This is a genomic window from Streptomyces sp. NPDC127097, assembly GCF_042724075.1.
Taxonomy (GTDB): Bacteria; Actinomycetota; Actinomycetes; order Streptomycetales; family Streptomycetaceae; genus Streptomyces.
The window spans coordinates 94347-118742 of the sequence record NZ_JBHXFI010000023.1 but is presented as its reverse complement, the minus strand read 5'-3'; the positions used below and the strand labels follow the sequence as shown (position 1 = coordinate 118742).

Sequence of the window (24396 nt, the reverse complement as noted above, 5' to 3'; positions counted from 1 at the left end):
CAGGGGGGACCCTGTGGGAGAGTAGGACGCCGCCGAACAATTTTTAGAGGAAGCCCCTCGGGAACGAAAGTTCCCGGGGGGCTTTTTCGCGTTTCGGTGATCTTGGGACCCGCGGCACGGCGTCGCCGGCGGGGCAGGTAAGGTCAGGGGGCATCGTTGGTACATTTCCCCCAGGAGGCTTCCGCGTGGAGGTCCAGGAGACGCGGGTTCAGACGGATCGCGTCCTCACCATCCCGAATATCCTGAGCATGGCTCGCCTCCTCGGCGTGCCGTTGTTCCTGTGGCTGATCCTGTGGCCGGTATTCGGCGGCCCGGAGGTCGATGGCTGGGCGCTGCTGGTCCTCGCGCTGAGCGGTGTGAGTGACTATCTGGACGGCAAGCTCGCCCGGCGCTGGAACCAGATCAGCAGCCTGGGCCGGATCCTCGACCCGGCCGCCGACCGCCTCTACATCCTCTCCACCCTCGTCGGTCTGACCTGGCGCGAGATCCTGCCGGTCTGGCTGACCGCGGCGCTGCTGGCACGGGAAGTGATGCTGCTGATCGCGGTCGCATTCCTCGGACGCCACGGTTACGGGCCGCCCCAGGTGAACTTCCTGGGCAAAGCGGCTACGTTCAACTTGATGTACGCCTTCCCGTTGCTCCTCCTGAGCAACGGAAGCAGCTGGCTTCACACACTTGCTGCCGTTTTCGGATGGGCGTTCGCAGGATGGGGTACGGCGCTCTACTGGTGGGCAGGAGTCACCTACGTGGTCCAGGTCCGCCGACTCATCAAAGCGGACACCACGGCCGACTGAGCTTTCCGGACCGGCAGCTGGTGCCAAGGCCCGGCGCCCGTATGCGATAACAGGAACAGTGGGCGAGCTGGACAAGTGAAGTCGGCAAGACCGTCGTCTCTTAGAGGAGGACGCTTCCGACATGAAGGCCGTTGTGATGGCCGGTGGCGAAGGAACACGCCTTCGCCCCATGACCTCCAGCATGCCCAAGCCCCTGCTTCCGGTCGTCAATAGGCCGATCATGGAGCATGTGCTCAGGCTGCTGAAGCGGCATGGTCTCAACGAGACCGTCGTGACCGTGCAATTCCTTGCCTCCCTCGTCAAGAACTATTTCGGCGACGGAGAAGAGCTCGGAATGGAGCTCACCTACGCCAATGAGGAAAAGCCGCTGGGCACCGCGGGCAGCGTGAAGAACGCCGAGGAAGCCCTCAAGGACGATGCCTTCCTCGTCATCTCCGGTGACGCCCTCACCGACTTCGACCTCACGGATCTGATCCGGTTCCACAAGGAAAAGGGCGCCCTTGTCACCGTCTGCCTCACGCGGGTCCCCAATCCGCTTGAGTTCGGCATCACCATCGTCGACGAGGCCGGCAAGGTCGAGCGCTTCCTGGAAAAGCCCACCTGGGGTCAGGTCTTCTCGGACACCGTCAACACCGGCATCTACGTCATGGAGCCGGAGGTCTTCGACTATTTCGAGCCCGATGTGCCGGTCGACTGGTCCGGGGATGTCTTTCCGCAGCTCATGAAGGAAGGCAAGCCGATCTACGGCTATATCGCCGAGGGCTACTGGGAAGACGTCGGTACGCACGAGAGCTATGTGAAGGCCCAGGCCGATGTGCTCGAAGGCAAGGTCGATGTGGAAATCGACGGATTCGAGATCTCGCCGGGCGTATGGGTCGCGGAGGGCGCCGAGGTCCACCCCGACGCGGTGCTGCGCGGCCCGCTGTACATCGGCGACTACGCCAAGATCGAAGCCGGGGTGGAGCTACGGGAGCACACCGTCGTCGGCTCCAATGTCGTCGTCAAGAGCGGTGCGTTCCTGCACCGGGCCGTCGTGCACGACAACGTCTATATCGGCCAGCAGAGCAATCTGCGCGGCTGCGTGATCGGCAAGAACACCGACATCATGCGGGCCTCCCGGATCGAGGACGGCGCCGTCATCGGTGATGAATGCCTGATCGGTGAAGAGTCGATCGTCCAGGGGAATGTGCGGGTCTATCCGTTCAAGACCATCGAGGCCGGCGCGTTCGTCAATACCTCGGTGATCTGGGAGTCCCGCGGCCAGGCGCATCTCTTCGGTGCCCGCGGGGTGTCCGGCATCCTCAACGTCGAGATCACCCCGGAACTCGCGGTGCGGCTCGCGGGTGCGTACGCCACCACCCTCAAGAAGGGCTCCACGGTCACCACCGCGCGCGACCACTCCCGTGGTGCCCGTGCGCTCAAACGCGCCGTGATCTCCGCGCTTCAGGCCAGTGCCATCGACGTACGGGACCTGGAAAACGTCCCGCTGCCCGTCGCCCGCCAGCAGACGGCGCGGGGCAGCGCCGGCGGAATCATGATCCGTACGACGCCCGGGGTGCCGGACTCGGTGGACATCATGTTCTTCGACGAGCGGGGCGCCGACCTTTCACAGGCCAAGCAGCGCAAGCTCGACCGGGTCTTCGCCCGCCAGGAATACCGTCGCGCCTTCCCCGGCGAGATCGGTGATCTGATTTTCCCGGCCAGCGTCTTCGACTCCTACACGGGATCCCTGCTGCGGGCCGTGGACACCACGGGCATCGGCGAGTCCGGGCTGAAGGTCGTCGTGGACGCCTCCAACGGCAGCGCGGGCCTGGTCCTGCCCAGCCTTCTCGGACGGCTCGGCGTCGACTCCCTGACCATCAACCCCGGGCTGCACGAATCCCGGCCGACCGAGACCGCCGACGCCCGGCGTGCCGGGCTCGTCCGGCTCGGCGAGATCGTGGCCTCGGCGCGGGCCGCCTTCGGCGTGCGCTTCGACCCCGTCGGCGAGCGGCTCTCCCTCGTGGACGAGCGCGGCCGGATCATCGAGGACGACCGCGCGCTGCTGGTCATGCTGGATCTGGTCGCGGCCGAGCGGCGTTCCGGCCGGGTGGCGCTGCCGGTGACCACCACTCGCATCGCCGAGCAGGTGGCCGCGTATCACGGGACGCAGGTGGAGTGGACGACCACCTCGCCCGACGACATGACCCGGGTGGGCCGCGCCGACGGCACGGTCTTCGGCGGGGACGGCATGGGCGGCTTCATCATTCCGGAGTTCAGCAGCGTCTTCGACGGCGCGGCCGCGTTCGTCCGGCTGATCGGCCTGGTCGCCCGTACCCAGCTCACGCTCAGCCAGATCGACGCACGGATCCCGCGGGCGCATGTCCAGCGCCGTGACCTGGCCACTCCGTGGGCGGTCAAGGGCCTGGTCATGCGGCACGTCGTCGAGGCCGCCGGCGACCGGCACGTGGACACCACCGACGGCGTACGGGTGGTGGAGGCCGACGGCCGTTGGGTTCTGGTGCTGCCGGACCCCGCGGAGGCGGTCACGCACCTGTGGGCGGAAGGGCCGGATGACACCTCCGCTCAGCAGCTGCTGGACGAGTGGTCCGCCGTAGTGGACAGCGCAGGACGCTGACCGGCGCCCCACCGGCGGGCCGTGAATCGGCACGCCGGTGGGGCCATTGGGAGACCGCGCGGCCGACGTGCGACGATGTGCGGCATGTCGCAGCAGCGCCCCGATCGGAGCAACCCGAACACGCCGGCCGCGCGCCCCGATGCGTCCATGTCGCTGCTGACCAACGTGATGGATCACAGTCTCGACGACGGATACGCCGAGGCCGCCGCACGGAAGTCCGAGACCGGGGTGCGGGGCCTGCCGCGGACCTTGCGGGCGAAAATGGGCCTCGCGGCCGGTTTGGTGCTGGCCGCGCTCGTGGTGACCGTAGGGGCGGCGCAGGCGCGGATATCAGCACCGACGCTCGCCAAGGAGCGCGAGGAACTGATCAACCGCATCCAGAAGGGCACCGGCGAGGCGGACCGGCAGCAGAAGCGGGTCGACGCGCTCCGGGACGACGTCAGCAGAATGCAGCGCGAGGCGCTGAAGAAGCACGGCGGCGACAAGGCCGAGCTGCTGGCCCTGCTGTCCGGCTCGACGCAGGTCACCGGACCCGGCGTGAAGCTCGTCGTGGACGATGCGAAGGGCGCGGCGTCCAGCGGCGGCGGTCCGCGTGAGAGCAGTGGTTTTTCGGACACCGGGCGGGTACGCGACAGGGATATGCAACGCGTCGTCAACGGCCTGTGGGCGTCCGGTGCGGAGGCCATCTCCGTCAATGGACAGCGGCTTACGTCACTCTCGGCGATCAGAGCCGCGGGAGACGCCATACTGGTCGACAACAAGCCACTGGCGCCGCCTTATACGGTGCTGGCGGTGGGGGACGGGCAGCGGCTGAGCACCGCGTTCCAGGACAGCGCCGATGGTCAGTACCTCCATGTGCTTCAGGAGAACTACGGCGTGCGCACCAGGATTTCCGCTGAGAACGAGGTCACGCTGCCGCCCGCGCCCAGCTTGATCGTACGTACCGCAAAGCCGCAGGCCGGTGCCGCCAAGGCGGACGGCGCCGACACAGGGAAGGGCACATCGTGATCGCCGTATTGGGCCTCATCGTGGGAGTCGTGGTCGGGCTTGTCGTCCGACCCGTGGTGCCGACGGTGGTCGAGCCCTACTTGCCGATCGCTGTCGTCGCGGCGCTGGATGCCGTGTTCGGCGGTCTGCGCGCCATGCTGGACGGCATCTTCGACGACAAGGTCTTCGTGGTCTCCTTCCTGTCGAACGTCGTCGTCGCCGCGCTGATCGTCTTCCTCGGCGACAAGTTGGGCGTCGGTGCCCAACTTTCCACCGGCGTCGTCGTGGTGCTGGGTATCCGGATCTTCTCCAACGCGGCCGCGATCCGACGGCACGTCTTCAGGGCGTGAGGCGAATGACCGCGGACGAGACGCCGGAGCCGGAGAAGACCCCGGAGCAGGAAGAGAAGCGGGAACCGGAGCAGAAGCCGGAGCCGTCAAAGAAGGCGGAGCGGCCGGAGCCGGACCAGGACCGCGGGCCGGCCGGCCGTCGGCCGATGCCGCCCGAGAGCCGGGAGACTCCCGAGCCGGCGGAGCCCGGTGACGAAGCCGAAGCTCAAGAATCGGACAGTGCTGGACAGAAGCAGGGCAAAGGGGCAGACTCCTCGACTCCGGACGTCGTTGCCGAGGACGACGGAAGTGCGGAACGCCCGAAGACCGGTCGGGAGCGGCTGGTGGCAAGCCTGTGGCCGCCGCGGCTGACCCGTGCTCAACTGATCGTTGCGCTGCTCCTGTTCATCCTCGGTCTCGGCCTGGCGATTCAGGTACGTTCCACAAGTGACAGCAGTGCGCTGCGAGGTGCGCGCCAGGAGGACTTGGTGCGCATTCTGGACGAGCTGGACAATCGCTCCCAGCGGTTGACCGACGAACAGCGGCGTCTGGAAGGGCAGAAGACCGAGCTGGCGAACAGCTCGGACCAGGCCGAGGAGGCCCGTAAGCAGACCGTGGAGAAGGAACAGCAGCTGGGCGTGCTGGCCGGGACCGTCGCGGCGCAAGGGCCCGGCATCAACCTGACCATCGACGACCCGACGCACTCCGTCGAGGCGGACAAGCTGCTGGACACCATCCAGGAGCTGCGGGCGGCCGGCGCGGAGGCCATCCAGGTCAACGATGTCCGGGTCGTCGCGGACAGCTATCTCTCGGACGTCCGGGGTGGCGTGGAGATCGACGGCAAGCGCGTCATGCAGCCGTTCCGCTTCAAGGTCATCGGCAAGCCGGAGGATTTGGAACCGGCGCTGAACATTCCCGGCGGGGTGGTCCAGACGCTGGAAAAGGAGCAGGCCAAGGTGTCTGTGACCCGTGAGAGGAAGATCATTGTGGACGCCTTGCGAGAGGCGAAGCGGCCTGACTACGCTCGGTTGTCATCTCAGTGAGGCGTGCACGTATGTCGAGTGCCCGGGAAGGGCATGAGGTAGCGGGGGGTCGACGCACCGTGCGTGTGGTGTGTGGTGGAAACTGTCTGAAGGCCACGGACGTTCACAGGATGTCCGGATGGGTCGGTGTGTGCATCGAGGGTTCGTCCTGCCCCACGGGCGGGTCTATTTCGTTCAAGGGGAATCGCCCGTGAAGTTGTTTGGAAAGCTGTTCGGCAAGAGCGCACGCCAGGAGGGTGGCAGCGGCTCCGCGCGGCACCGCGCTCCGCGCCAGCCCGACGAGAGCGGTACGGCCGAGGACCGTCCGCTCTTCCGTGATGAGGTCAGCGGTCCGTCCGGGGGGTACGGCGCGGGTTCTGTTGACCCCTCCGGTGCCGGCCGCATAGGTTCCCAGGAACCATCAGCCGCACACACGGGTGGAGGGTCGGCCTTGCCGGTTTGTACGAGGTGTGGGAACCAGAACGCCGAGGCGAGCCGGTTCTGCTCCAACTGTGGTGCGCCACTGCGTGCGGGCGCCCAGCCCGAGCGGCCGTCGGAGACGACGTCGACCATCTCCATTTCGGGGCTGGAAGCCTACGACTCGGAGACCACGGGCCAGAATCTGGCACCGTCGCTGTCCCCCGAGGCCCAGGCGGCCGTGGATGCTCTCCCGTTGGGGTCGGCGCTGCTGGTCGTCCGCCGGGGTCCGAATGCGGGCAGCCGCTTCCTGCTGGACAGTGAGCTGACCACCGCAGGCCGGCATCCGCAGGGCGACATCTTCCTCGACGATGTGACGGTCTCGCGCCGTCATGTGGAATTCCGTCGCGGTCCGGACGGTCTCTTCACGGTCGCCGACGTGGGCAGCCTGAACGGCACCTACGTCAACCGTGAGCGGATCGACTCCGTTGCCCTCGCCACCGGCGACGAGGTCCAGATCGGCAAGTTCCGACTGGTCTTCTACGCGAGCCAGCGAGGCGCCGGTATCTGACCGGCCGGGGAAGGCATATGCGCGATACACCGAAAGGCGGCGCCGGCTCTGCCGGTGCCGCCTCCTCGGACGGCAAGCCGGTGAGCATCGGTACGGTGCTCACCCTGCTGCACGAGGAGTTTCCCGAGGTCACCATCTCCAAGATTCGCTTCCTGGAGGCCGAGGGGCTGGTCGAGCCGAAGCGCACGCCTTCCGGATACCGCAAATTCACGCAGGCGGACGTCCAGCGGCTGGCCGCCGTCCTGCGGATGCAGCGGGACCACTATCTGCCGCTCAAGGTCATCCGGGAGCATCTGGACGCCCTGGAGCGCGGTGAGCAGATGCCGCTGCCGGCCCCGGCCGCACCCTCCCGGGATCTGGTCGAGGGCGTGCACCACCCGGGTACGGAGCGTCCCACGGCTGCCCGGATCGGCCGGGCCGAGCTGCTGGCCGCCGCGGAGGTGGACGAGGCGGCGCTCGCCGACTGGGAGTCGTACGGACTCATCGTCCCCCATGACGACGGCGGATACGACATCGAGGCCGTCACGGTGGCCAAACTTGTCGCGGACCTGGGCCGTTTCGGTCTGGAGCCGCGGCATCTGCGCGCGGTGAAGGCGGCGGCCGAGCGCGAGGCGGGCCTGGTCGAGCAGGTCGTTGCACCCCTTCGGCGGCACCGTAACCCGCAGACCAGGGCGCATGCCGAAGCCACCGCCAGGGAGCTGGCAACGCTGTCCGTACGGCTGCATGCGGCCTTGGTGCAGAGCGCTCTGCGGGTCCGGCTATAGCTAGCAAACGAGTGCCCGACTACCCAAACCTGCCGGGCACGTCCTAGGGTTGCTGTGTGAACGAGCTCGACGTCGTGGGTGTCCGGGTGGAAATGCCTTCCAGCCAACCGATCGTGCTCCTGCGGGAGGTGGGAGGCGACCGATACTTGCCCATTTGGATCGGGCCAGGGGAGGCCACCGCCATCGCCTTCGCCCAGCAGGGCATGGTCCCTGCCAGGCCGCTGACGCATGACCTCTTCAAGGACGTGCTCGAAGCGGTGGGCCAGGAACTGACGCAGGTCCGCATCACGGATCTGCGCGAGGGGGTTTTCTATGCCGAACTCGTCTTCGCGAGCGGGGTCGAGGTCAGTGCGCGCCCGTCGGACGCGATAGCGCTGGCCTTGCGCACCGGAACGCCGATCTTCGGTACCGACGGTGTGCTGGACGACGCGGGGATCGCCATCCCGGACGAGCAGGAGGACGAGGTGGAGAAGTTCCGCGAGTTCCTCGACCAGATCTCGCCCGAGGACTTCGGGACCAACAGCCAGTGATATCGGCCAGGCGAACCGCCTGTTTCCGGCCAAACAGTCAGCCCTTCCCCGCGCGAGGTCACGAGAAACCACTCGTAGGGTGATTATCACTCGGCGTGGCGAGCGCGGCGATCGTTGACGCACCCCGAGTGACTGCATACCGTCGATGTGGCAGGTCCCGTCCGGGACGTGGAGGACGGAGGGCGGCGTGGCAATCACCGGCGACGGTATGGCGGCGGAAGGGGCGTTGCCGCTCCACTCGGGCGCAGCAGCGAACCCTGCCCCGGCACCGGCCGCGGCGGTGTCGGGGGACTGCGAGGCGCAGAACATCGGCTATCGCGGCCCGACCGCCTGTGCGGCAGCGGGCATCACTTACCGGCAGCTCGACTACTGGGCGCGTACGGGCCTGGTGGAGCCGAGCATCCGGCCGGCCTATGGCTCCGGCACCCAGCGGCTCTACAGCTTCCGGGACGTCGTGGTCCTGAAGATCGTCAAGCGGCTGCTGGACACCGGGGTGTCGCTCCAGAACATCCGCACCGCCGTCCAGCACCTGCGCTCGCGCGGGCTGGCGGATCTGACGCGGATGACGCTGATGAGCGATGGCGCGACGGTCTACGAGTGCACCTCGCCCGACCAGGTCGTGGACCTGCTCCAGGGCGGCCAGGGCGTCTTCGGGATCGCCGTGGGCGTCGTGTGGCGGGACGTGGAGGGTGCGCTGTCGCAGCTCCACGGGGAGCGGGTGGACACCGGCGAGACGCTGGTCGGGAAGAACCCGCACGACGAGCTGGCACGGCGGCGCAACCGGGCGGGCTGAGGCCCCGGCGGAGCGTGCGGCCCGGCATCGGGCCGATTGTCAGTGGCATGGGGCAGCATCGGAGATGTGAGACCTGCCCCGACGATCCTGCATCTGGACATGGATGCGTTCTTCGCGGCCGCCGAGCAGGCGGCCAAGCCGAGTCTGCGCGGCAAGCCCGTGGTGGTCGGCGGGGTCGGCGTGCGTGGCGTGGTCTCCACGGCCTCGTACGAAGCCCGGGTCTTCGGGGTCCGCTCCGCGATGCCGACGGCCCAGGCGCGTCGGCTGTGCCCCAACGCCGCCTATCTCAGTCCTCGCTTCACGCTCTACCGCCAAGTGAGTGAGGTGGTGATGGAGCTGCTGCATGCGCTGTCGCCGCTGGTGGAGCCGCTGAGCCTGGACGAGGCGTTCGTCGACCTGGAGGCGGGTGGGGTGCCGGCCGAGACGGCGGCCGTCCGCGCCGTGGGGGAGCAGCTGCGGCGGGACATCCGGTCGGCGACGGGTCTGACCGGCTCGGTGGGGCTGGCCGGGGCCAAGATGCTGGCGAAGATCGCGTCGGAGGCGGCCAAGCCGAACGGGCTGGTGGTGATCGAGCCGGGCACCGAACGGGAGCTGCTGGGGCCGATGACGGTGCGGACGCTGCCCGGGGTGGGTCCCGCGACGGCCGAGACGCTGCGCCGGGCCGGGATCCACACCGTCGCGGAGACCGCGGAGGCCGGTGAGGCCGAGCTGGTGCGGCTGCTGGGCAAGGCACACGGCGCGGGGCTGTACGCGATGGCGCTGGGGCAGGACGACCGGCCCGTGGTGGCCGAGCGGGACGCGAAATCCATCTCCGTCGAGGACACCTTCGAGGTGGATCTGACCGACCGGACGCGGGTGCGGAACGAGGTGCTGCGGCTGGCGGACCGCTGCGTACAGCGGCTGCGAGCGGCCGGGCGCTCCGGGCGCACGGTGGTCATCAAGGTGCGGAACTACGACTTCTCGACGCTGACCCGTTCCGAGACGCTCAGGGGGCCCACCGACGACCCGGCGGTGATACGGGAGGCCGCTGTGCGCCTGCTGGAGACGGTGGACACCACCGGCGGGGTGCGGCTGCTGGGTGTGGGTGTCAGCGGGCTGGCGGACTTCACACAGGAGGATCTGTTCGCCCAGCTGGCGACGGAGCGGGAGGCGGCGGAGGCCGCGACCGCGGCGGCGCTGGAGCAGGCCGCCGGGGAGCGGGAGCCGCAGGAGGCCGAGGAGGAGCGGCCGCGGCGCTGGCATCCGGGGCTGGACGTGGTCCACGACGAGTACGGCGCGGGCTGGGTGCAGGGGAGCGGGGTGGGGAGAGTGACCGTACGCTTCGAAACGCCATGGTCCGCACCGGGGAGGGTGCGGACCTTTGCTGTCGACGATCCGGCGCTGCGGCCGGGGGAGCCCCTGCCGCTGGTGGGCGGGGCGCCGGCCGGCGGTCAGTCGTCCGAGCCGGCGATCTTGCCGAAGTTCTTGTCGCCGGAGCCGGGAGACACCGGATCGGTCGGGGAAGAAATATCCAGGCGGTAGTGGTGATAGAGCTGAAGTTCCTGCTCAGGGGAGAGATGGCGGCCCACGCCGAAGTCCGGCGCGTCCTTGATCAGCTTGCGGTCGTAAGGAATGTGCAGGCCCTCACCGACCATTTTGCTGGGCTCCAGAGGGACGAACGCATCCCGGCTGAAGAGTCCGGTGCGTACGGCCGCCCACTCCGGTTCCCCCGTCGCATCGTCGAGGTAGACCTCGTCGATGGTCCCTATTTTCGCGCCGTTACGGTCGAACGCTTTGCGGCCGATCAGGCTTCGGGGATCGATATCGGTTTGCACGGCCCCTCCAATTGGTCGCAACTGCCCTGTGACAACTACCAAACGGCACATTTCATGCCCTGGCCACTCGAAGGATCCTTCGAGAGCCACGCTGGTAGGCTGGCGATTGGCCGCAGACCCCGTGCGGGAGAGTCCTTGTCGTTCGCGACCAGGGCGCCGAAGGAGCAAATCCTCCCCGGAATCTCTCAGGCACACGTACCGCATGGACGAGGTCACTCTGGAAAGCAGGGCGGGCCACGGAAGGCACAGCGCCGGGACCCCTCCTCACCGACGGTGAAAGCCGGGCCGCCACCCGCGGGCCGGTGAAGCTCTCAGGTTGAATGACAGAGGGGGAGGCCGTCCGGGCACCCGTGCCGTGGTGCCCCTCGTAGGTCGTACCGACCAGGAGGCCCCCGCAGATGACCACCAATCGCATCTCCTTGACCGAGCTGGAACGCGGCACCCCCTTCGAGCGCCGGCACATCGGTCCCGACCACGCGGCGCAGGCGAAGATGCTCGCGCACATCGGATTCGGGTCGCTGGACGAGCTCACCGCCGCCGCCGTACCCGATGTGATCAAGAGCGCCGAGGCCCTCGGCCTGCCGCAGGCCCGTACCGAGGCCGAGGTGCTCCAGGAGCTGAAGGGCCTGGCGGACCGCAACGAGGTCCTGGCGTCCATGATCGGTCTCGGCTACTACGGCACGTTCACCCCGCCGGTGATCCTGCGCAACGTCATGGAGAACCCGGCCTGGTACACGGCGTACACGCCCTACCAGCCGGAGATCTCGCAGGGCCGCCTGGAGGCGCTGCTGAACTTCCAGACGATGGTCGCCGACCTGACCGGACTGCCCACCTCCGGTGCTTCGCTGCTGGACGAGGGCACCGCCGCCGCCGAGGCGATGGCGCTCTCCCGCCGGGTCGGCAAGGTCAAGCAGGGCGTCTTCCTGGTCGACGCCGACTGTCTGCCGCAGACCATCGCCGTGATCGAGACCCGGGCGGAGCCCACCGGCGTCGAGGTCGTCGTCGCGGATCTGTCCGACGGCATTCCGGCCGAGATCGCCGAGCGCGGGGTCTTCGGCGTGCTGCTTCAGTACCCGGGTGCCTCCGGCGCCGTGCGGGACCCCCGCGCCGTCATCGAGCAGGCGCACGAGCTGGGCGCGATCGTCACCGTCGCCGCCGATCTGCTCGCCCTGACTCTGCTCACCTCGCCCGGTGAGCTCGGTGCGGACATCGCGGTCGGCACCACCCAGCGCTTCGGTGTCCCGATGGGCTTCGGCGGGCCGCACGCCGGCTTCATGGCCGTCCGTGACCAGTTCGCCCGCAGCCTGCCCGGCCGTCTGGTGGGCGTCTCCGTCGACGCCGACGGCAACAAGGCATACCGGCTGGCGCTTCAGACCCGTGAGCAGCACATCCGCCGGGAGAAGGCCACCAGCAACATCTGCACCGCGCAGGTGCTGCTCGCCGTCATGGCCGGGATGTACGCGGTCTACCACGGCCCCGAGGGCCTGCGGACCATCGCCCGGCGCACCCACCGCTACGCCGCGGTCCTCGCCGAGGGCCTGCGGGCCGGCGGGGTGGAGATCGCGCACGGCACGTACTTCGACACGCTGACCGCGCGGGTGCCCGGCCGGGCCGCCGAGGTCGTCGCCGCCGCCCGCGAGGCCGGTGTCAACCTCCGGCAGATCGACGCGGACCTGGTCGGCATCGCCTGTGACGAGACCACCGGGCGGGCGCAGCTGGCCGGCGTCTGGGCCGCCTTCGGGGTGTCCGGCGACGTCGAGCAGCTGGACGCGGCCGTTGCCGACGTGCTGCCGCAGGGGCTGCTGCGCACCGACGACTACCTCGCCCACCCGGTCTTCCACGAGTACCGCTCCGAGACCGCGATGCTGCGCTACCTGCGCACCCTCGCCGACAAGGACTACGCGCTGGACCGCGGCATGATCCCGCTCGGCTCCTGCACGATGAAGCTGAACGCCACCACCGAGATGGAGCCGGTCACCTGGCCCGCGTTCGGTCAGCTGCACCCGTTCGCGCCGGCCGACCAGGCCCAGGGCTACCTCACGCTGATCCAGGAGCTGGAGGAGCGGCTGGCCACGGTCACCGGCTACGACAAGGTCTCCATCCAGCCGAACGCCGGCTCACAGGGCGAGCTGGCCGGTCTGCTGGCCGTCCGCGCCTACCACCGCGCCAACGGCGACGAGCAGCGCACGGTCTGCCTGATCCCGTCCTCGGCGCACGGCACCAACGCCGCCAGCGCCGTGATGGCCGGAATGAAGGTCGTCGTCGTCAAGACCGGTGAGGACGGCGAGGTCGACACCGACGATCTGCACGCCAAGATCGAGAAGCACCGGGACGAGCTCGCGGTCCTGATGGTGACCTACCCCTCCACGCACGGCGTGTTCGAGGAGCACATCACCCAGATCTGCGCCGCGGTGCACGAGGCCGGCGGTCAGGTCTACGTGGACGGCGCCAACCTCAATGCGCTGGTCGGGCTCGCCGAGCCCGGCAAGTTCGGCGGCGATGTCTCGCATCTGAACCTGCACAAGACCTTCTGCATCCCGCACGGCGGCGGTGGCCCCGGTGTCGGCCCGGTCGGCGTGCGCGCCCACCTGGCGCCGTATCTGCCCAACCACCCGCTTCAGCCCACCGCGGGCCCGGAGACGGGCGTCGGGCCGATCTCCGCGGCTCCCTGGGGCTCGGCGGGCATCCTGCCGATCTCCTGGGCGTACGTCCGGCTGATGGGCGGCGACGGCCTCAAGCGCGCCACCCAGGTGGCGGTCCTCAGCGCCAACTACATCGCCAAGCGGCTGGAGCCGCACTACCCGGTGCTCTACACCGGCCCCGGTGGCCTGGTGGCGCACGAGTGCATCATCGACGTCCGGCCGCTGACCAAGGCGACCGGGGTGAGCATCGACGATGTGGCCAAGCGGCTGATCGACTACGGCTTCCACGCGCCGACGATGTCGTTCCCCGTGGCCGGCACGCTGATGATCGAGCCGACCGAGAGCGAGGACCTCGCCGAGTTGGACCGGTTCTGCGACGCGATGATCGCCATCCGCGCGGAGATCGAGAAGGTCGGCTCGGGGGAGTGGGACAAGGACGACAACCCGCTGCGCAACGCCCCGCACACCGCGGGCGCGCTGGGCGGCGACTGGGCGCACCCGTACTCCCGTGAGGAGGCCGTCTTCCCGGCCGGTGTCGCCGTCGCGGAGAAGTACTGGCCGCCGGTGCGCCGCATCGACGGTGCCTTCGGCGACCGTAACCTGGTCTGCTCCTGCCCGCCGCTGGAGGAGTACGACAACTGAGTCACGGCAGCATCAAGGGCCCTCGGCAGATCTGCCGGGGGCCCTGTGGTACGTGGCGTGCGCCGCGGGTCAGGCAGCGGCGATGACCCGGGCGCGGTGCGGGGCGATGACCTGCCCGTCGGGGAGCAGCTCACCGGTGTCCTCGAAGAGCAGGACGCCGTTGCAGAGCAGGCTCCAGCCCTGCTCCGGATGGTGCGCCACAAGGTGTGCGGCCTCCCGGTCGGTGGAGTCTGCGGACGGGCAGGGCGGTTGGTGCTGACACATGGAAGTTGTCTTTCGCTGCGGTGAAGTGAACGTCGTCGTGCGGCTCGATGAGGTGTTCATGGCCGCTCCCCCGTTTCTGTCGGTCGGTCCCAGTGTTGCCCCACGGACGGGATTCCGCAGGGATTTCGCAGCAGCGGTACTCACTCGGTAGGGACGCGTCACCCATGCGGGCGGTTGCTCCCAATTGCACTCCTCCCCAAGAGGGTTGGGAGTGGTATCCGCGGACTAGGCCGCCTGGGTGAGCACGACAGAGCGCCCCGTGACCGGACGGGGTCGCGGGGCCTGCTCGGGCGGGGCGGCGGGCGCCGGAAGCGGCACGGGAATCCGCGTCGGCGCCGGTGGATCAGGCGGGTTCGGCGAGGAGCGGGGCGGGCGTGAGCCGCAGGGTGAGCCGGGGGAGGAGATCGGCGATGCGCTGCGGACGGTGTGCGGCGATACCCGGCGGGGCGGGCGCCAGCGGTACCAGCAGGTCACCGGGCGCGGGCAGCCCCTGGGCGCCGTCGGAGGTGACGTCGTGATGCAGCCACAGGGTGAGCATGTACAGCTCCGGGACGGAGAGCAGTCGCGGCTGGTAGGGCGTGGCGAGTGACTCGGCCTGTGCCAGTGCCTGCTCGGTCGCGGTGACGTAGGGGCCGCCGCAGAAGCGCCCGAAGGTCCAGCCGTCCGCGGTGTGCACCGCCTCGGCGGTCGCCACGGCCCGCTCCCCGCCGCGGACCAGGAAGCGCCATCCGGCCAGTCGGGTGTGCGGGGCGCCGCCGGCCCGGCTGACGTCGTCCCAGACATGGACGGGCAGCGGGTGGTCGGGGCTGAGCGGACCCTGATGGGCGCGCAACGCGGGGACCGGGGCCTCGCCGACCGCGGTGGGCGAGCCGAGAGCGGCGAGAACGCTGCGCAGGGCGGGTGCGGGGGCAGGGGGGAGGTGCAGCGGCATGGTGGGTCGCCTCTCACTTGGGAGACACGGTGCGGCGTGGCGGGTGCAAACGGCGTTGTTTGCGGCAGGGTCAGAGCGTGGCCGGCCGGGGCGGCGGCCCGGGCGGGGGCAGCCGCTGAGCCCGGTGTCGGTGAGAGCACCGAGACGCTGGGCGCCAAGTCTCTGCCTCGTAAGCGGAGTTTATACGACGTATGTTCTGAAAGTGTTTCGGCTACCGGCCTTGTGGATTTCCGGCAAGGTGAAATCCGGACCGCTGCGCGTGGCGCTTTCCACCACTTTGTGCGGCGTTTTATGGATGCCGCCTTGTATTTCCTTGCCGGCGTGGTAGGCCGGAACTCGTTGTGGTTTCTCACGAGCGAAATGCCATGGGCGAGTGCCTCGCGGATATGCCTATGGGCAGTGCCGGACGCTGCATCACTTCGAGCCTATCGGCACCGGCGTGCCCCCGCCGCGTTATTGATCAGATTGCCGGGGCATCATCGACCGTAGCGCGAGCCCCGGCGGTGTCGGGGACGGCCCCAAGCGGCCCGTGGCCGCGGGCTGTTCACTCGAGGAGGGACCCTTCGATGGGGGAGAAGGTCGCCGCGGACGGGATCGACCTGGCGGACCGGGAGCGTTATCGAAGAAAGCTGCACGACTGTCTTGACGGATTGCACAGGATCCTGGTGGAGAAGAGGTTCGACCGGCCCAAGAATCTCATGGGTCTGGAGATCGAACTCAATCTTGCCGGCGCCGACGGGCTGCCCCGCATGATGAACTCTCAAGTACTGGAGCGCATCGCCAGCGGTGATTTCCAGACCGAACTCGCCCAGTGCAACCTTGAGGTCAACATCCTGCCGCACCGCCTGAGCGGCCGGGTGCTGGACCAGCTTGCCGAGGAACTCCGTACGGGACTCGGCTATGCGGAAAGGAAGGCCCGGGAGGTCGCCGCCAGGATCGTGATGATCGGTATTCTGCCGACGCTGCACGCCACCGACCTCACGGCCGCCAGCCTCTCCGAGAACGACCGCTACGTGCTGCTCAACGACCAGATGCGCGCCGCCCGCGGCGAGGACTTCGCCCTGGACATCCGCGGCGTCGAGCACCTGGTCTCCCGCTCGCCCTCGATCGCCCCGGAAGCCGCCTGTACGTCGGTCCAGCTGCATCTCCAGGTGACACCGGGCCGCTTCGCCGCTGTCTGGAACGCGGCACAGGCCATCGCCGCGGTACAGGTCGCGGTCGGCGCCAACTCGCCGTTCCTGTTCGGCCGTGAGCTGTGGCGGGAGTCCCGGCCGCCGGTCTTCCAGCAGGCCACCGATACCCGCTCGCCCGAGCTGCAAGCCCAAGGGGTGCGCCCCCGCACCTGGTTCGGGGAGCGCTGGATCGACTCCGCGTACGACCTGTTCGAGGAGAACGTGCGGTACTTCCCGCCGCTGCTGCCGGTGTGCGGGGCCCAGGAGCCGCTGCGGATCCTCGATGAGGGCGGGGTACCCGACCTGGCCGAACTGGTCCTGCACAACGGCACGGTCTACCGCTGGAACCGCCCCGTCTACGCGGTCGCGGACGGCGTCGCCCACCTCAGGGTCGAGAACCGGGTGCTGCCGGCCGGCCCCACCGTCACGGACGTCATCGCCAACACCGCCTTCTACTACGGCCTGGTGCGGGCCCTGGCCGAGGAGCCGCGCCCCGTGTGGTCGCGGCTCCCGTTCGCCGCCGCGGCCCGCAACTTCGACACCGCCTGCCGGTACGGCATCGAGGCCGCCCTGGAGTGGCCGCGTCCCGGGCGGGCGGGCGGTACCGCCGAAATCCCGGCCGTACGGCTCGTCCGCGAGGAGCTGCTGCCGCTGGCGGCCCGCGGGCTGGATGCCTGGGGGGTGGAGCCGGCCGACCGGGACCACTATCTCGGCATCATCGACGAGCGCTGCCGGCGCCGGGTGAACGGGGCGTCCTGGCAGGCCGCGGCCTTCCACCACGCCCGGCGCCAGGGCCTGGACCGGGACGCCGCGCTCGCCGCGATGACCCGGCGCTACAGCGAGCTGATGCACACCGGGACGCCGGTGCACACCTGGCCGGTCGCCTGGCCGGTCGCCGCGCGTACGGCCGTACCGGGAGCACGGCAGGCGGCGACGGAAGGGGCGTAGGGCGTGTCGTCAAAGTCTGGCCCCGGCCGGGGCCGCGAGCCGTTCAGCGGGGTACGTTGCTGCCCGCCGCCATGATGGCCTTGAGCATCACCTGGTGGATCTGCGACGGGTCGCTGACCCGGTGCGTCGAGCCGCCGGTCGGAGCCACGATGCGCTGGAGAGCGGAGGTGTCGGCCCCCGGGCCGATCGCGAGGGCGATCAGCGGCACCGGCCGCTTCGGGTCGGAGAGCTTCTCCAGCCTGTTTACCAGCGCGTCGAGACCGATGCCGTGGGCGTCTTCGTTGGCGCCGTCGGTGAGGATGACCAGCGCGTTGAACTTCCCGCTCGCATAGGCCGAGCGGGCCTTCTCGTACGCGGCGAGCGTGGTGTCGTACAGGCCGGTGGCGCCCTGCGGCTCCGGGGCCAGCGCGCCGAAGGCTGCGGTGAGCGCTTCGCGGTGGGTGCTGCCGTTCTTGTCCCGGCCCCCGAGCCGTTCGGTGGGGGAGAGCTCGACATAGTCCTTGTCGCCGTCCAGTGAGGTGGCGAACTTCCACAGTCCGATCTCGTCCTCCGACGTGAATGTCGTCAGCGCCTGGAGGAGGGAATTCTTGGCGAGGTCCATACGGGACCGGCCGCTGTGGCCCGGTACCGGGGCGGCCATGGACGCCGAGGCGTCCACGACGGTGGAGAGCCGGGCGCTTTGCACCGTGATCGTCCACATGCCCATCAGGGCCTGGAGTTCCTTCGCCGTCGGCGGCTCGGCGGGGGCGGCGGAGTACGGCTGGGGGGCGCGCCCGCCGGCCGCTTCGACCACCTTCGGTTCCGCCTCCCCGGTGGGGGCCCGGAAGCCGAGCCGGCGTAGCGCACGCTGTCCGGCGGGCTCGCTCAGCAGGGTCAGGAAGCGGTTGGCGGCGCGGGAGCGTTCCGGGTCCGTCTCGCTGTTGTCGACCAGCGTGTAGGGGTAGTCGAGCCGGGCCGTGCCGCCCTCGGGGTAGAGCAGATCCAGATCCGGCCCGCCGTCCGCGCGCGTGTTGTGGGTGAAGGCGGCCTGCTCGGACAGCAGCAGCGCCTGGTTGCGGCGCGGATTGCTCTGCTCGGCACTGGAGCCGTCGCGGGGCAGGGTGGCCAGGGCCTGCCCGTCGCCGTCCGCGGCGCGCTGGTTGAGCAGCCGCGCGGTGGCGGCGGTGCGGGTGTCCGCCGTGACGCGATCCGGTGCCTGCTTGGTGTGGGCGGCGCTGATGCGGGCCAGGGAGAGCAGTCCGGTGGCGCTGCGGGACGGGTCGGCGACGCCCAGGTGCAGCGCGTCGCCGGATGCCGTGGCCCGGGTCAGTTCCGTCCAGGTGTAGGTCTTCTCCGGCCAGCCCAGCGACTTGGCGGCCCGGGGGACGGCGCCCAGTGCGATCGGGGACGAGGCGAGGAGGCCGGCGGTGGTCAGCGGAGTGCCGCGTTCCGCGCCGACCCGGTCCACCCAGAGGCTCGAATCCGGTATCCAGACCTGGAATTCGGGGTCGACCGGCCGCTGTCCGAAGGCGTCGGCGATCTCGTGGGCGGACCGCGAGGTGACCCTGACGTCCAGACATCTGCCGTCGGTACGCGCCGCCTCCTCCCGCGCCGACTTGGCCACCGCTTTGACCGCCGGGGCGATATCGGGCGAGGCGGCCACATCGAGCCGGGTCACGTCGCCGCCGCACGGCCCGCCGAACGGGAGCAGACCGCTGTCCAGCGCCACGACGGTGCCGGCGGCGACGGTCAGCACGAGGCCGGTGGCGAGGACGAGTGCGCGGGGACGTGCACCTCGGCGGGCCCCCGTGCGCGCTGATGCGGAGCCGTCGGGCAAGCTGTGTCGTCCCATTGCGGTAGCGCCTCTCCTTCTCGGAGCTCGACCGGGATGCGCCGGTAGGGGAAAACGCGCCATCGGGATGGCGCCCGTCCCCGGCCTGTCGTGCGCGATCTTCGTAGCTGCTGCCGAGACCCTAGCGGGGCGGTGCCGGCGACGAGGTGGTAAATGCGGAAGCGGAGGAAGTGTGCAGTCGGATACAAGTCCCGTGGCCGATGCGGACGTTCCAGGTCAAGGGCCTGGTGACGGGCTCCTCGCGGAGCCGTCCCGAAGCATTCTGCGGAGCGAGACATGGATCGTGCTGGCCCTTTCCCTGGGAGCCAGCGGGGTATCGGCGCTGATCAGCTTCATCGGGTCGGTGACCAAGCCCGGTGGTCTCAAGGACCAGGCGGCGACGCTCAACGGCTCCCATGCGCCCGGCCGGCCCTGGCTGGATCTCGCCTGGCAGCTGTTCGGTATCGCGAGCGCACTGGTGCCCGTGGTGCTGGTGGCGCATCTGTTGTTGCGGGAGCGGGCCGGCGGCCTGCGGGCGATCGGTTTCGACCGGCGGCGGCCCGGGTTCGACCTGAGCCGCGGGGTCGCGCTGGCGGCCGTCATCGGCGGCAGCGGTCTGCTGCTGTACCTGGGCGCGCGGGCGGCCGGATTCAATCTGACGGTGGTCCCCGAGGCGCTGCCCGCGGTGTGGTGGAAGATCCCGGTGCTGATCGCCTCCGCGGTGCAGAACGCCGTCCTGGAGGAGGTCATCGTCGTCGGGTATCTGCTGCGCAGGCTGGGGCAATTGGGCTGGTCGCCACTCGCGGCACTCGCGGCCAGCTCGGTGCTGCGCGGTTCCTACCACCTCTACCAGGGCATCGGTGGCTTCGTCGGCAACATGGTGATGGGCATGCTCTTCGTCCTGCTCTACCGGCGGTGGGGGCGGGTCGGCCCGCTGGTCGCCGCCCATGCGCTGATCGACATCGTGGCGTTCGTCGGCTATGCGCTGCTCGCCGGACGGGTGGGGTGGCTGCCGACGCCGTGAGGAGGCGGAGGCGCGGGGCACCGCCGGTGCCGTCCGCGCCTCCCCAGGGGCACCGCCGGTGCCTGCCGCGCCTCCCCAAGGGCGCCGCCGGGCGGGCCGGTTCAGTCGGTGGCCAGTAGTTCCCCGTCGATCACCGTGACCGCCGAACCGGTCAGCAGCGTACGGTCGCCGCGCAGCTCGGTCCGTACGAAGCCGGTGCGGGCGGCGCCCTGTAGACCGACCAGGGAGACACGGCCCAGGCGCGCCGACCAGTACGGTGCGAGCGCGGTGTGCGCGCTGCCCGTTACCGGGTCCTCGTCGATGCCGATCCCGGGGAAGAAGCAGCGTGAGATGAAGTCGTAGCCGCCGTCCGGGTCTTCGGCGCGCGCGGTGGCGATCACCCCGCGGCCGCCGTGCCCGGCGAGCGCCTTGAGGTCCGGGGCCAGCGCCCGTACGGACTTCTCATCGGCCAGCTCGACCAGGAGATCGCCGACATCGGGGCCGGTGTCGTGCGCGGAGCGGATCTCGGTGCCCAGCGCGCCCGCGACCACCGGCGGTACCTCGACGGGGGTGAGCGGGGCGGTCGGGAAGTCCATGGTGATCGCGCCGCGGTCGTCGGCCGTCGTGGTCAGCACCCCGCTGCGGGTGCGGAAGCGGACCGTGCCGGTGGCCGTCCCCGTGGTGTGCAGGACGTGAGCGGTGGCCAAAGTGGCATGCCCGCACATGTTCACCTCGGCGGCGGGGGTGAGCCAGCGCAACGCCCAGTCGGCGTCACCGCCCGCGGGCAGCGGGTGTGCGAAGGCGGTCTCGGAGAGATTGACCTCGGTGGCGACCCGCTGGAGCCAGGCCGTATCGGGAAAGGCGCCGGAGTCGAGGAGTACGACTCCCGCGGGGTTGCCGGCGAAGGGACGCTCACTGAAGGCGTCGACGATGCGAATCCTCATGGCCGCGAGCGTAGGCATGCCACAGAGCCGCAGGCCAAGGCCAATTCGGGGGAACTGGACCGGAAGCGGAGCCGCAGTGGCCGGTGCGGGTGGCCTGCCGTGTGCTCTGGAGGCGCTGCCGGGATGCGGCAGGCTCTTGCTTCGACGAACAGTCCCGATATATCGTTGAAGCATCGCGACCGATCAACGATAGAGAGATGGAGGACGTCATCATGCGTTCCCAAGGACAAGAACACGGACATGAGCACCGGCATGGGCACTGCGGACCCGGCCGCCATGGCGGCCACGGCGACTTCGCGGGCGGCTGGGAGCGGCGGCGCTCGGCCTTCGGCCCGTTCGGCCCGCCCTTCGGGGGTCCGCCCTTCGGCGGTGGCCGGGGGCGCGGCGGACCGCGCGGCCGGGCGCGCCGCGGCGATGTGCGCGCCTCGATCCTGGCGCTCCTCAAGGACCGTCCGATGCACGGCTACGAAATGATCCAGGAGATCGCCGACCGCAGCGGCGGGGCGTGGAAGCCCAGCCCCGGCTCCGTCTATCCCACGCTTCAGCTGCTGGAGGACGAGGGGCTGATCGCCAGCGCCAGTGAGGGTGGCAAGAAGCTGTTCTCGCTGACCGACGACGGGCGCACCGAGGCCGACAGCGGTTCGGACGCCCCCTGGGAGGACGCCGGCCGCGGCGTCGACTGGGAGGCGATGAACGAGATCCGCAAGGCGGGCGGCGGCCTGGTCGAGGCGTTCCGGCAGGTGTGGGCCACCGGCACCCCCGAGCAGCGGGAGAAGGCCATGGCGGTGGTCAACAAGGCCCGCAAGGAGCTGTATCTGATCCTCGCCGAAGAGGACTGAGCGCGGAGTGTACGGAGGTGAGGGCTTCGGGGCCGGGGCGAGGGGCGGCCCCCGAAGCGTCAGGCGACCAGGCCGGCGAGCCTGCGCAGAGACTCGTTCAGCGCGGCGCTCGCCGAGTCCTTGAGCTTGCCCGCCATCAGTGAGACCGCGGCGCCGGTGAACGTCCCGTCGATCCGCACGGCCGTCGCCCCGCCGTCCGGGGTGAGGGTGTAGCGCATCCCCAGGCTGACGCCCATCGGGCCCTCGCCCTCGATGTCGAGCAGCCGGCCGGGCTCCAGTTCCCGCACGGTCCAGGCGACCTCCGCCGGGAAGCCCATCAGCTTCATGTTCTCCTCGTAGCCCGCGCCTACCTGGAGCGATTCCGGGCCGCCCTTGGGGAAGGCGGTGTGGGTGGCGTTCCACTCGCCGTAGGAGTCGAAGTCGGTGAGTCGCTCCCAGACCTTCGCGGCCGGTGCCTCGATGCGGGCCTGCGCGGTGACTTCGGCCATGCGATCACCCCTTCGGTGACGATCCCTGGCTGGTGCCGCGGAACGTAGCCCCGCCGGGGTGAAGGTTCAAGAGCGCGGATCGCACTTTGCTGATGGGCCGTCAGTTTTCGGGTGGGTGGCCCACCGATGCCGGTGAGCGGTCACGTCGCCGCCATATGTCAGACCTTCATGATTCCCGCACATCTCCTCCGTGAGGATGAGATCGCGTGGCGGTGTGCGCAACCAGCGTGGGAGACGCAAATGCTTCCCGCCGGTGATGTTCCGGTCCGCAGCGGCTGGTGGGGTGGGTGCTGTGCAAAACCGTACTGCGTACAGTGGTGGCGACAGCCCCGCCCCGGAGGACCTTGAGACCCGGCTCACCGTAGAGCTCGCGTCGGTCATATCCGCGGCCCGCAGGCGGGCCACCCGGGATGGCGACCGACAGGTCGACACCGCGCATCTGCTGCACGGCCTCCTGGAATCGGATCCCGCCGTACGCGCCGCCTTCGACGGCGGACCGCAGGTCGCACGGCTGCTCGGCTATCTCGTCCAGCGCAGCATCGGCTACGGACTCCAATGGCACGGCACCGTCGAGGACTCCGGCGCGGTCCCCGTGGTCGCCGAAGGTGCCGTCCCCGGATGGTCCCCGGCCGCGGCCGCCGCCCTGGACGGCGCGCTGGACCGCGCCCATGCCCGCTACGCCACCCGCGCGGGCTGCCTCGACCTGCTCGCCGCTCTGGTGGACGACCCGGAATCCCGGGCCGTCGAGGTGCTGCGCCGGGCCTCCGTCGACACCGCCCGGCTCGCCCACCGTCTCGACGCGGAGCGCCCCGGCCAGGACTGACAGGGGTCTCGGGGGTTGCACTGCTGACGACGGCTGCCATGATGGCCGGATGCACGCGTCTTCGGGGAGCCCGGCAGCAGCACCGTCCGGCTCGGGCCAGGGAGTCTCCGGGCCCATGGGGGCCCAGCAGTCATCGCCCGCCCTTGGAGCGCGCCGCCGTCGGGCGCCCGGCGGACGCGGCGCCGGCCTCGGTATCGCTCTGCTGTCCGCGCTCGCCTTCGGCGGTTCGGGCGTCGCCGCCAAGCCCCTGATATCCGCCGGTCTCGCACCGCTTCAGGTCACCTGGCTGCGGGTGGCCGGGGCGGCGCTCGTCATGCTGCCGATCGCCTGGCGCCACCGGAATCTGCTGCTCCGCCGGCCCGCGCTGCTCGTCGGCTACGGGCTGCTCGCCGTCGCCGGCGTCCAGGCGTGCTACTTCGCCGCGCTCTCCCGTATTCCCGTCGGGGTCGCGCTGCTCATCGAATATCTGTCGCCCGCCCTGGTACTGGGCTGGGTCCGCTTCGTTCAGAAACGGCCGGTCACCCGGGCCGCGGCGGTCGGCGTGGTGCTGGCCGTCGGCGGGCTGGCCTGTGTCGTCGAGGTCTGGTCCGGGCTGAGTTTCGATGTCCTCGGCCTCGCGCTCGCGCTCGGCGCGGCCTGCTGCCAGGTCGGCTACTTCGTGCTCTCGGATCACGGCTCCGACGGCGACGATGCGGTGGACCCGCTCGGGGTGATCGCCTACGGCCTGCTGATCGGCGCCGTCCTCCTCACCGCGATCGCCCGCCCCTGGGGCATGGACTGGGCCGTGCTCGGCGGCGGCGCGGACATGAACGGAACCGAGGTGCCCGCCGTTCTGCTGCTCGCCTGGATCGTGCTGATCGCGACCGTGGCGGCCTACCTCACCGGTGTGGTGTCGATCCGCCGGCTCTCGCCCCAGGTGGCCGGGGTGGTCGCCTGTCTGGAGGCCGTCATCGCGACGGTGCTGGCCTGGGTCCTGCTCGGCGAGCACCTCTCCGCGCCGCAGATCGTCGGTGGGGTGGTGGTGCTGACCGGTGCCTTCATCGCGCAGTCGGCCAAGCCGAAGACGACGGAGAGCGTACGGGTGGCCGGAGCGGGGGCGGGCGATGGCGCGAGCGCCGTTGGGGGCAGCGGGGCCCCGGAGACCCCGGCCGCCCCGGCGTCCTCGGCCCGGACCGGGGACGACTTGTCGGCCGGTTTCCCCGCGACATAGGGTATCGATCATGCATTCGACCGTGCTGCCCCCTCCCGCCGC

At 70.0% G+C, this 24396-nt stretch carries 22 protein-coding genes and 1 riboswitch; of the genes, 16 read left to right on the top strand and 6 right to left on the bottom strand.

Annotation, left to right across the window (positions count from 1 at the left end; genetic code table 11):
* Positions 1–185: 185 nt before the first annotated feature.
* The 10 genes from ACFWJW_RS19410 (at position 186) to ACFWJW_RS19365 (ending at position 10345) form a co-directional block, all read left to right on the top strand.
* Positions 186–794: a CDP-alcohol phosphatidyltransferase family protein gene (locus ACFWJW_RS19410; RefSeq protein ID WP_387242468.1), complete on the top strand. Its 609-nt coding sequence runs from the start codon at positions 186–188 to the stop codon at positions 792–794.
* Positions 795–915: 121 nt separating this feature from the next.
* Entirely contained in the window at positions 916–3411 is a 2496-nt protein-coding gene (locus ACFWJW_RS19405) for a sugar phosphate nucleotidyltransferase (protein ID WP_387242465.1), read from the top strand.
* A 75-nt stretch (positions 3412–3486) separates the two neighbouring features.
* Complete coding sequence (locus ACFWJW_RS19400) at positions 3487–4419, top strand: DUF881 domain-containing protein (protein ID WP_387242476.1); 933 nt, start codon at positions 3487–3489, stop codon at positions 4417–4419.
* Positions 4416–4748 carry a small basic family protein gene (locus ACFWJW_RS19395; protein ID WP_003984969.1) on the top strand — a complete coding sequence of 111 codons (333 nt, stop codon included), beginning with the start codon at positions 4416–4418 and terminating at the stop codon, positions 4746–4748. The genes ACFWJW_RS19400 and ACFWJW_RS19395 overlap by 4 nt, the downstream gene beginning before the upstream one ends.
* Before the next feature lie 5 nt (positions 4749–4753).
* Positions 4754–5770 (top strand): DUF881 domain-containing protein, encoded by a 1017-nt coding sequence (locus ACFWJW_RS19390; protein ID WP_387242460.1) that lies wholly within the window; start codon positions 4754–4756, stop codon positions 5768–5770.
* Positions 5771–5888: 118 nt separating this feature from the next.
* Entirely contained in the window at positions 5889–6737 is an 849-nt protein-coding gene (locus ACFWJW_RS19385; RefSeq protein WP_387242457.1) for an FHA domain-containing protein, read from the top strand.
* A 17-nt stretch (positions 6738–6754) separates the two neighbouring features.
* Positions 6755–7501 carry a MerR family transcriptional regulator gene (locus ACFWJW_RS19380; protein ID WP_387242454.1) on the top strand — a complete coding sequence of 249 codons (747 nt, stop codon included), beginning with the start codon at positions 6755–6757 and terminating at the stop codon, positions 7499–7501.
* A 56-nt stretch (positions 7502–7557) separates the two neighbouring features.
* On the top strand, positions 7558–8031 hold the full coding sequence (locus ACFWJW_RS19375) for a bifunctional nuclease family protein (protein ID WP_006606439.1): 474 nt from the start codon (positions 7558–7560) through the stop codon (positions 8029–8031).
* Between the two features lie 187 nt (positions 8032–8218).
* Positions 8219–8824, top strand: a complete 606-nt coding sequence (locus ACFWJW_RS19370; RefSeq protein ID WP_018093277.1) for a MerR family transcriptional regulator — start codon at positions 8219–8221, stop codon at positions 8822–8824.
* A 66-nt stretch (positions 8825–8890) separates the two neighbouring features.
* A complete protein-coding gene (locus ACFWJW_RS19365; RefSeq protein WP_387242450.1) occupies positions 8891–10345 on the top strand; it encodes a DNA polymerase IV in 1455 nt (484 codons plus the stop codon).
* On the opposite strand, the gene ACFWJW_RS19360 is transcribed toward ACFWJW_RS19365, so the two are convergent.
* Entirely contained in the window at positions 10255–10638 is a 384-nt protein-coding gene (locus ACFWJW_RS19360) for a PRC-barrel domain-containing protein (protein ID WP_026170300.1), read from the bottom strand. The genes ACFWJW_RS19365 and ACFWJW_RS19360 overlap by 91 nt on opposite strands.
* 114 nt (positions 10639–10752) lie before the next feature.
* Positions 10753–10849: riboswitch (glycine riboswitch) on the top strand.
* 187 nt (positions 10850–11036) lie between these two features.
* On the opposite strand from ACFWJW_RS19360, the gene gcvP reads away from it, so the two are divergent.
* Positions 11037–13922, top strand: a complete 2886-nt coding sequence (gcvP, locus tag ACFWJW_RS19355; RefSeq protein WP_387242446.1) for an aminomethyl-transferring glycine dehydrogenase — start codon at positions 11037–11039, stop codon at positions 13920–13922.
* A 69-nt stretch (positions 13923–13991) separates the two neighbouring features.
* Here the strand turns inward: gcvP and ACFWJW_RS19350 are convergent, their stop codons facing one another.
* Both ACFWJW_RS19350 and ACFWJW_RS19345 read right to left on the bottom strand, forming a co-directional pair.
* On the bottom strand, positions 13992–14186 hold the full coding sequence (locus ACFWJW_RS19350) for a DUF5999 family protein (protein ID WP_042152060.1): 195 nt from the start codon (positions 14184–14186) through the stop codon (positions 13992–13994).
* A gap of 343 nt (positions 14187–14529) precedes the next feature.
* On the bottom strand, positions 14530–15117 hold the full coding sequence (locus tag ACFWJW_RS19345; RefSeq protein WP_387242443.1) for a hypothetical protein: 588 nt from the start codon (positions 15115–15117) through the stop codon (positions 14530–14532).
* Between the two features lie 566 nt (positions 15118–15683).
* On the opposite strand from ACFWJW_RS19345, the gene ACFWJW_RS19340 reads away from it, so the two are divergent.
* A complete protein-coding gene (locus ACFWJW_RS19340) occupies positions 15684–17237 on the top strand; it encodes a glutamate-cysteine ligase family protein (RefSeq protein ID WP_387242440.1) in 1554 nt (517 codons plus the stop codon).
* Positions 17238–17280: 43 nt separating this feature from the next.
* Here the strand turns inward: ACFWJW_RS19340 and ACFWJW_RS19335 are convergent, their stop codons facing one another.
* A complete protein-coding gene (locus ACFWJW_RS19335; RefSeq protein ID WP_387242437.1) occupies positions 17281–19068 on the bottom strand; it encodes a substrate-binding domain-containing protein in 1788 nt (595 codons plus the stop codon).
* Positions 19069–19261: 193 nt separating this feature from the next.
* Here ACFWJW_RS19335 and ACFWJW_RS19330 point away from each other — a divergent pair, with 193 nt between their 5' ends.
* Positions 19262–20071: a CPBP family intramembrane glutamic endopeptidase gene (locus tag ACFWJW_RS19330; RefSeq protein WP_387242434.1), complete on the top strand. Its 810-nt coding sequence runs from the start codon at positions 19262–19264 to the stop codon at positions 20069–20071.
* Between the two features lie 101 nt (positions 20072–20172).
* Here ACFWJW_RS19330 and ACFWJW_RS19325 read toward each other — a convergent pair whose 3' ends face one another.
* The gene (locus ACFWJW_RS19325) at positions 20173–20994 is read right to left on the bottom strand and encodes a PhzF family phenazine biosynthesis protein (protein WP_387242432.1); all 822 of its coding nucleotides are present in this window, start codon (positions 20992–20994) and stop codon (positions 20173–20175) included.
* A gap of 197 nt (positions 20995–21191) precedes the next feature.
* Here ACFWJW_RS19325 and ACFWJW_RS19320 point away from each other — a divergent pair, with 197 nt between their 5' ends.
* Positions 21192–21833 (top strand): PadR family transcriptional regulator, encoded by a 642-nt coding sequence (locus ACFWJW_RS19320; protein WP_387242429.1) that lies wholly within the window; start codon positions 21192–21194, stop codon positions 21831–21833.
* A 59-nt stretch (positions 21834–21892) separates the two neighbouring features.
* On the opposite strand, the gene ACFWJW_RS19315 is transcribed toward ACFWJW_RS19320, so the two are convergent.
* Positions 21893–22321 carry an SRPBCC family protein gene (locus ACFWJW_RS19315; protein ID WP_387242426.1) on the bottom strand — a complete coding sequence of 143 codons (429 nt, stop codon included), beginning with the start codon at positions 22319–22321 and terminating at the stop codon, positions 21893–21895.
* A 292-nt stretch (positions 22322–22613) separates the two neighbouring features.
* On the opposite strand from ACFWJW_RS19315, the gene ACFWJW_RS19310 reads away from it, so the two are divergent.
* Both ACFWJW_RS19310 and ACFWJW_RS19305 read left to right on the top strand, forming a co-directional pair.
* The gene (locus ACFWJW_RS19310) at positions 22614–23144 is read left to right on the top strand and encodes a Clp protease N-terminal domain-containing protein (protein ID WP_387242423.1); all 531 of its coding nucleotides are present in this window, start codon (positions 22614–22616) and stop codon (positions 23142–23144) included.
* Positions 23145–23259: 115 nt separating this feature from the next.
* Positions 23260–24354, top strand: coding sequence for a DMT family transporter (locus tag ACFWJW_RS19305; protein WP_387242420.1), 1095 nt, complete (start codon positions 23260–23262; stop codon positions 24352–24354).
* Positions 24355–24396: the final 42 nt, after the last annotated feature.

What these genes read in the sequence shown, in the direction of transcription:
- ACFWJW_RS19390 (WP_387242460.1), top strand. Translation starts at nt 4,754, where the DNA reads ATGACCGCGGACGAGACGCCGGAGCCGGAGAAGACCCCGGAGCAGGAA.
- ACFWJW_RS19350 (WP_042152060.1), bottom strand. Translation starts at nt 14,186, where the DNA reads ATGTGTCAGCACCAACCGCCCTGCCCGTCCGCAGACTCCACCGACCGG.
- ACFWJW_RS19305 (WP_387242420.1), top strand. Translation starts at nt 23,260, where the DNA reads ATGGGGGCCCAGCAGTCATCGCCCGCCCTTGGAGCGCGCCGCCGTCGG.
- ACFWJW_RS19315 (WP_387242426.1), bottom strand. Translation starts at nt 22,321, where the DNA reads ATGGCCGAAGTCACCGCGCAGGCCCGCATCGAGGCACCGGCCGCGAAG.
- ACFWJW_RS19325 (WP_387242432.1), bottom strand. Translation starts at nt 20,994, where the DNA reads ATGAGGATTCGCATCGTCGACGCCTTCAGTGAGCGTCCCTTCGCCGGC.
- ACFWJW_RS19385 (WP_387242457.1), top strand. Translation starts at nt 5,889, where the DNA reads ATGGGTCGGTGTGTGCATCGAGGGTTCGTCCTGCCCCACGGGCGGGTC.
- ACFWJW_RS19400 (WP_387242476.1), top strand. Translation starts at nt 3,487, where the DNA reads ATGTGCGGCATGTCGCAGCAGCGCCCCGATCGGAGCAACCCGAACACG.
- ACFWJW_RS19380 (WP_387242454.1), top strand. Translation starts at nt 6,755, where the DNA reads ATGCGCGATACACCGAAAGGCGGCGCCGGCTCTGCCGGTGCCGCCTCC.
- ACFWJW_RS19405 (WP_387242465.1), top strand. Translation starts at nt 916, where the DNA reads ATGAAGGCCGTTGTGATGGCCGGTGGCGAAGGAACACGCCTTCGCCCC.
- ACFWJW_RS19335 (WP_387242437.1), bottom strand. Translation starts at nt 19,068, where the DNA reads ATGGGACGACACAGCTTGCCCGACGGCTCCGCATCAGCGCGCACGGGG.
- ACFWJW_RS19345 (WP_387242443.1), bottom strand. Translation starts at nt 15,117, where the DNA reads ATGCCGCTGCACCTCCCCCCTGCCCCCGCACCCGCCCTGCGCAGCGTT.
- ACFWJW_RS19340 (WP_387242440.1), top strand. Translation starts at nt 15,684, where the DNA reads ATGGGGGAGAAGGTCGCCGCGGACGGGATCGACCTGGCGGACCGGGAG.
- ACFWJW_RS19320 (WP_387242429.1), top strand. Translation starts at nt 21,192, where the DNA reads ATGGAGGACGTCATCATGCGTTCCCAAGGACAAGAACACGGACATGAG.
- gcvP (WP_387242446.1), top strand. Translation starts at nt 11,037, where the DNA reads ATGACCACCAATCGCATCTCCTTGACCGAGCTGGAACGCGGCACCCCC.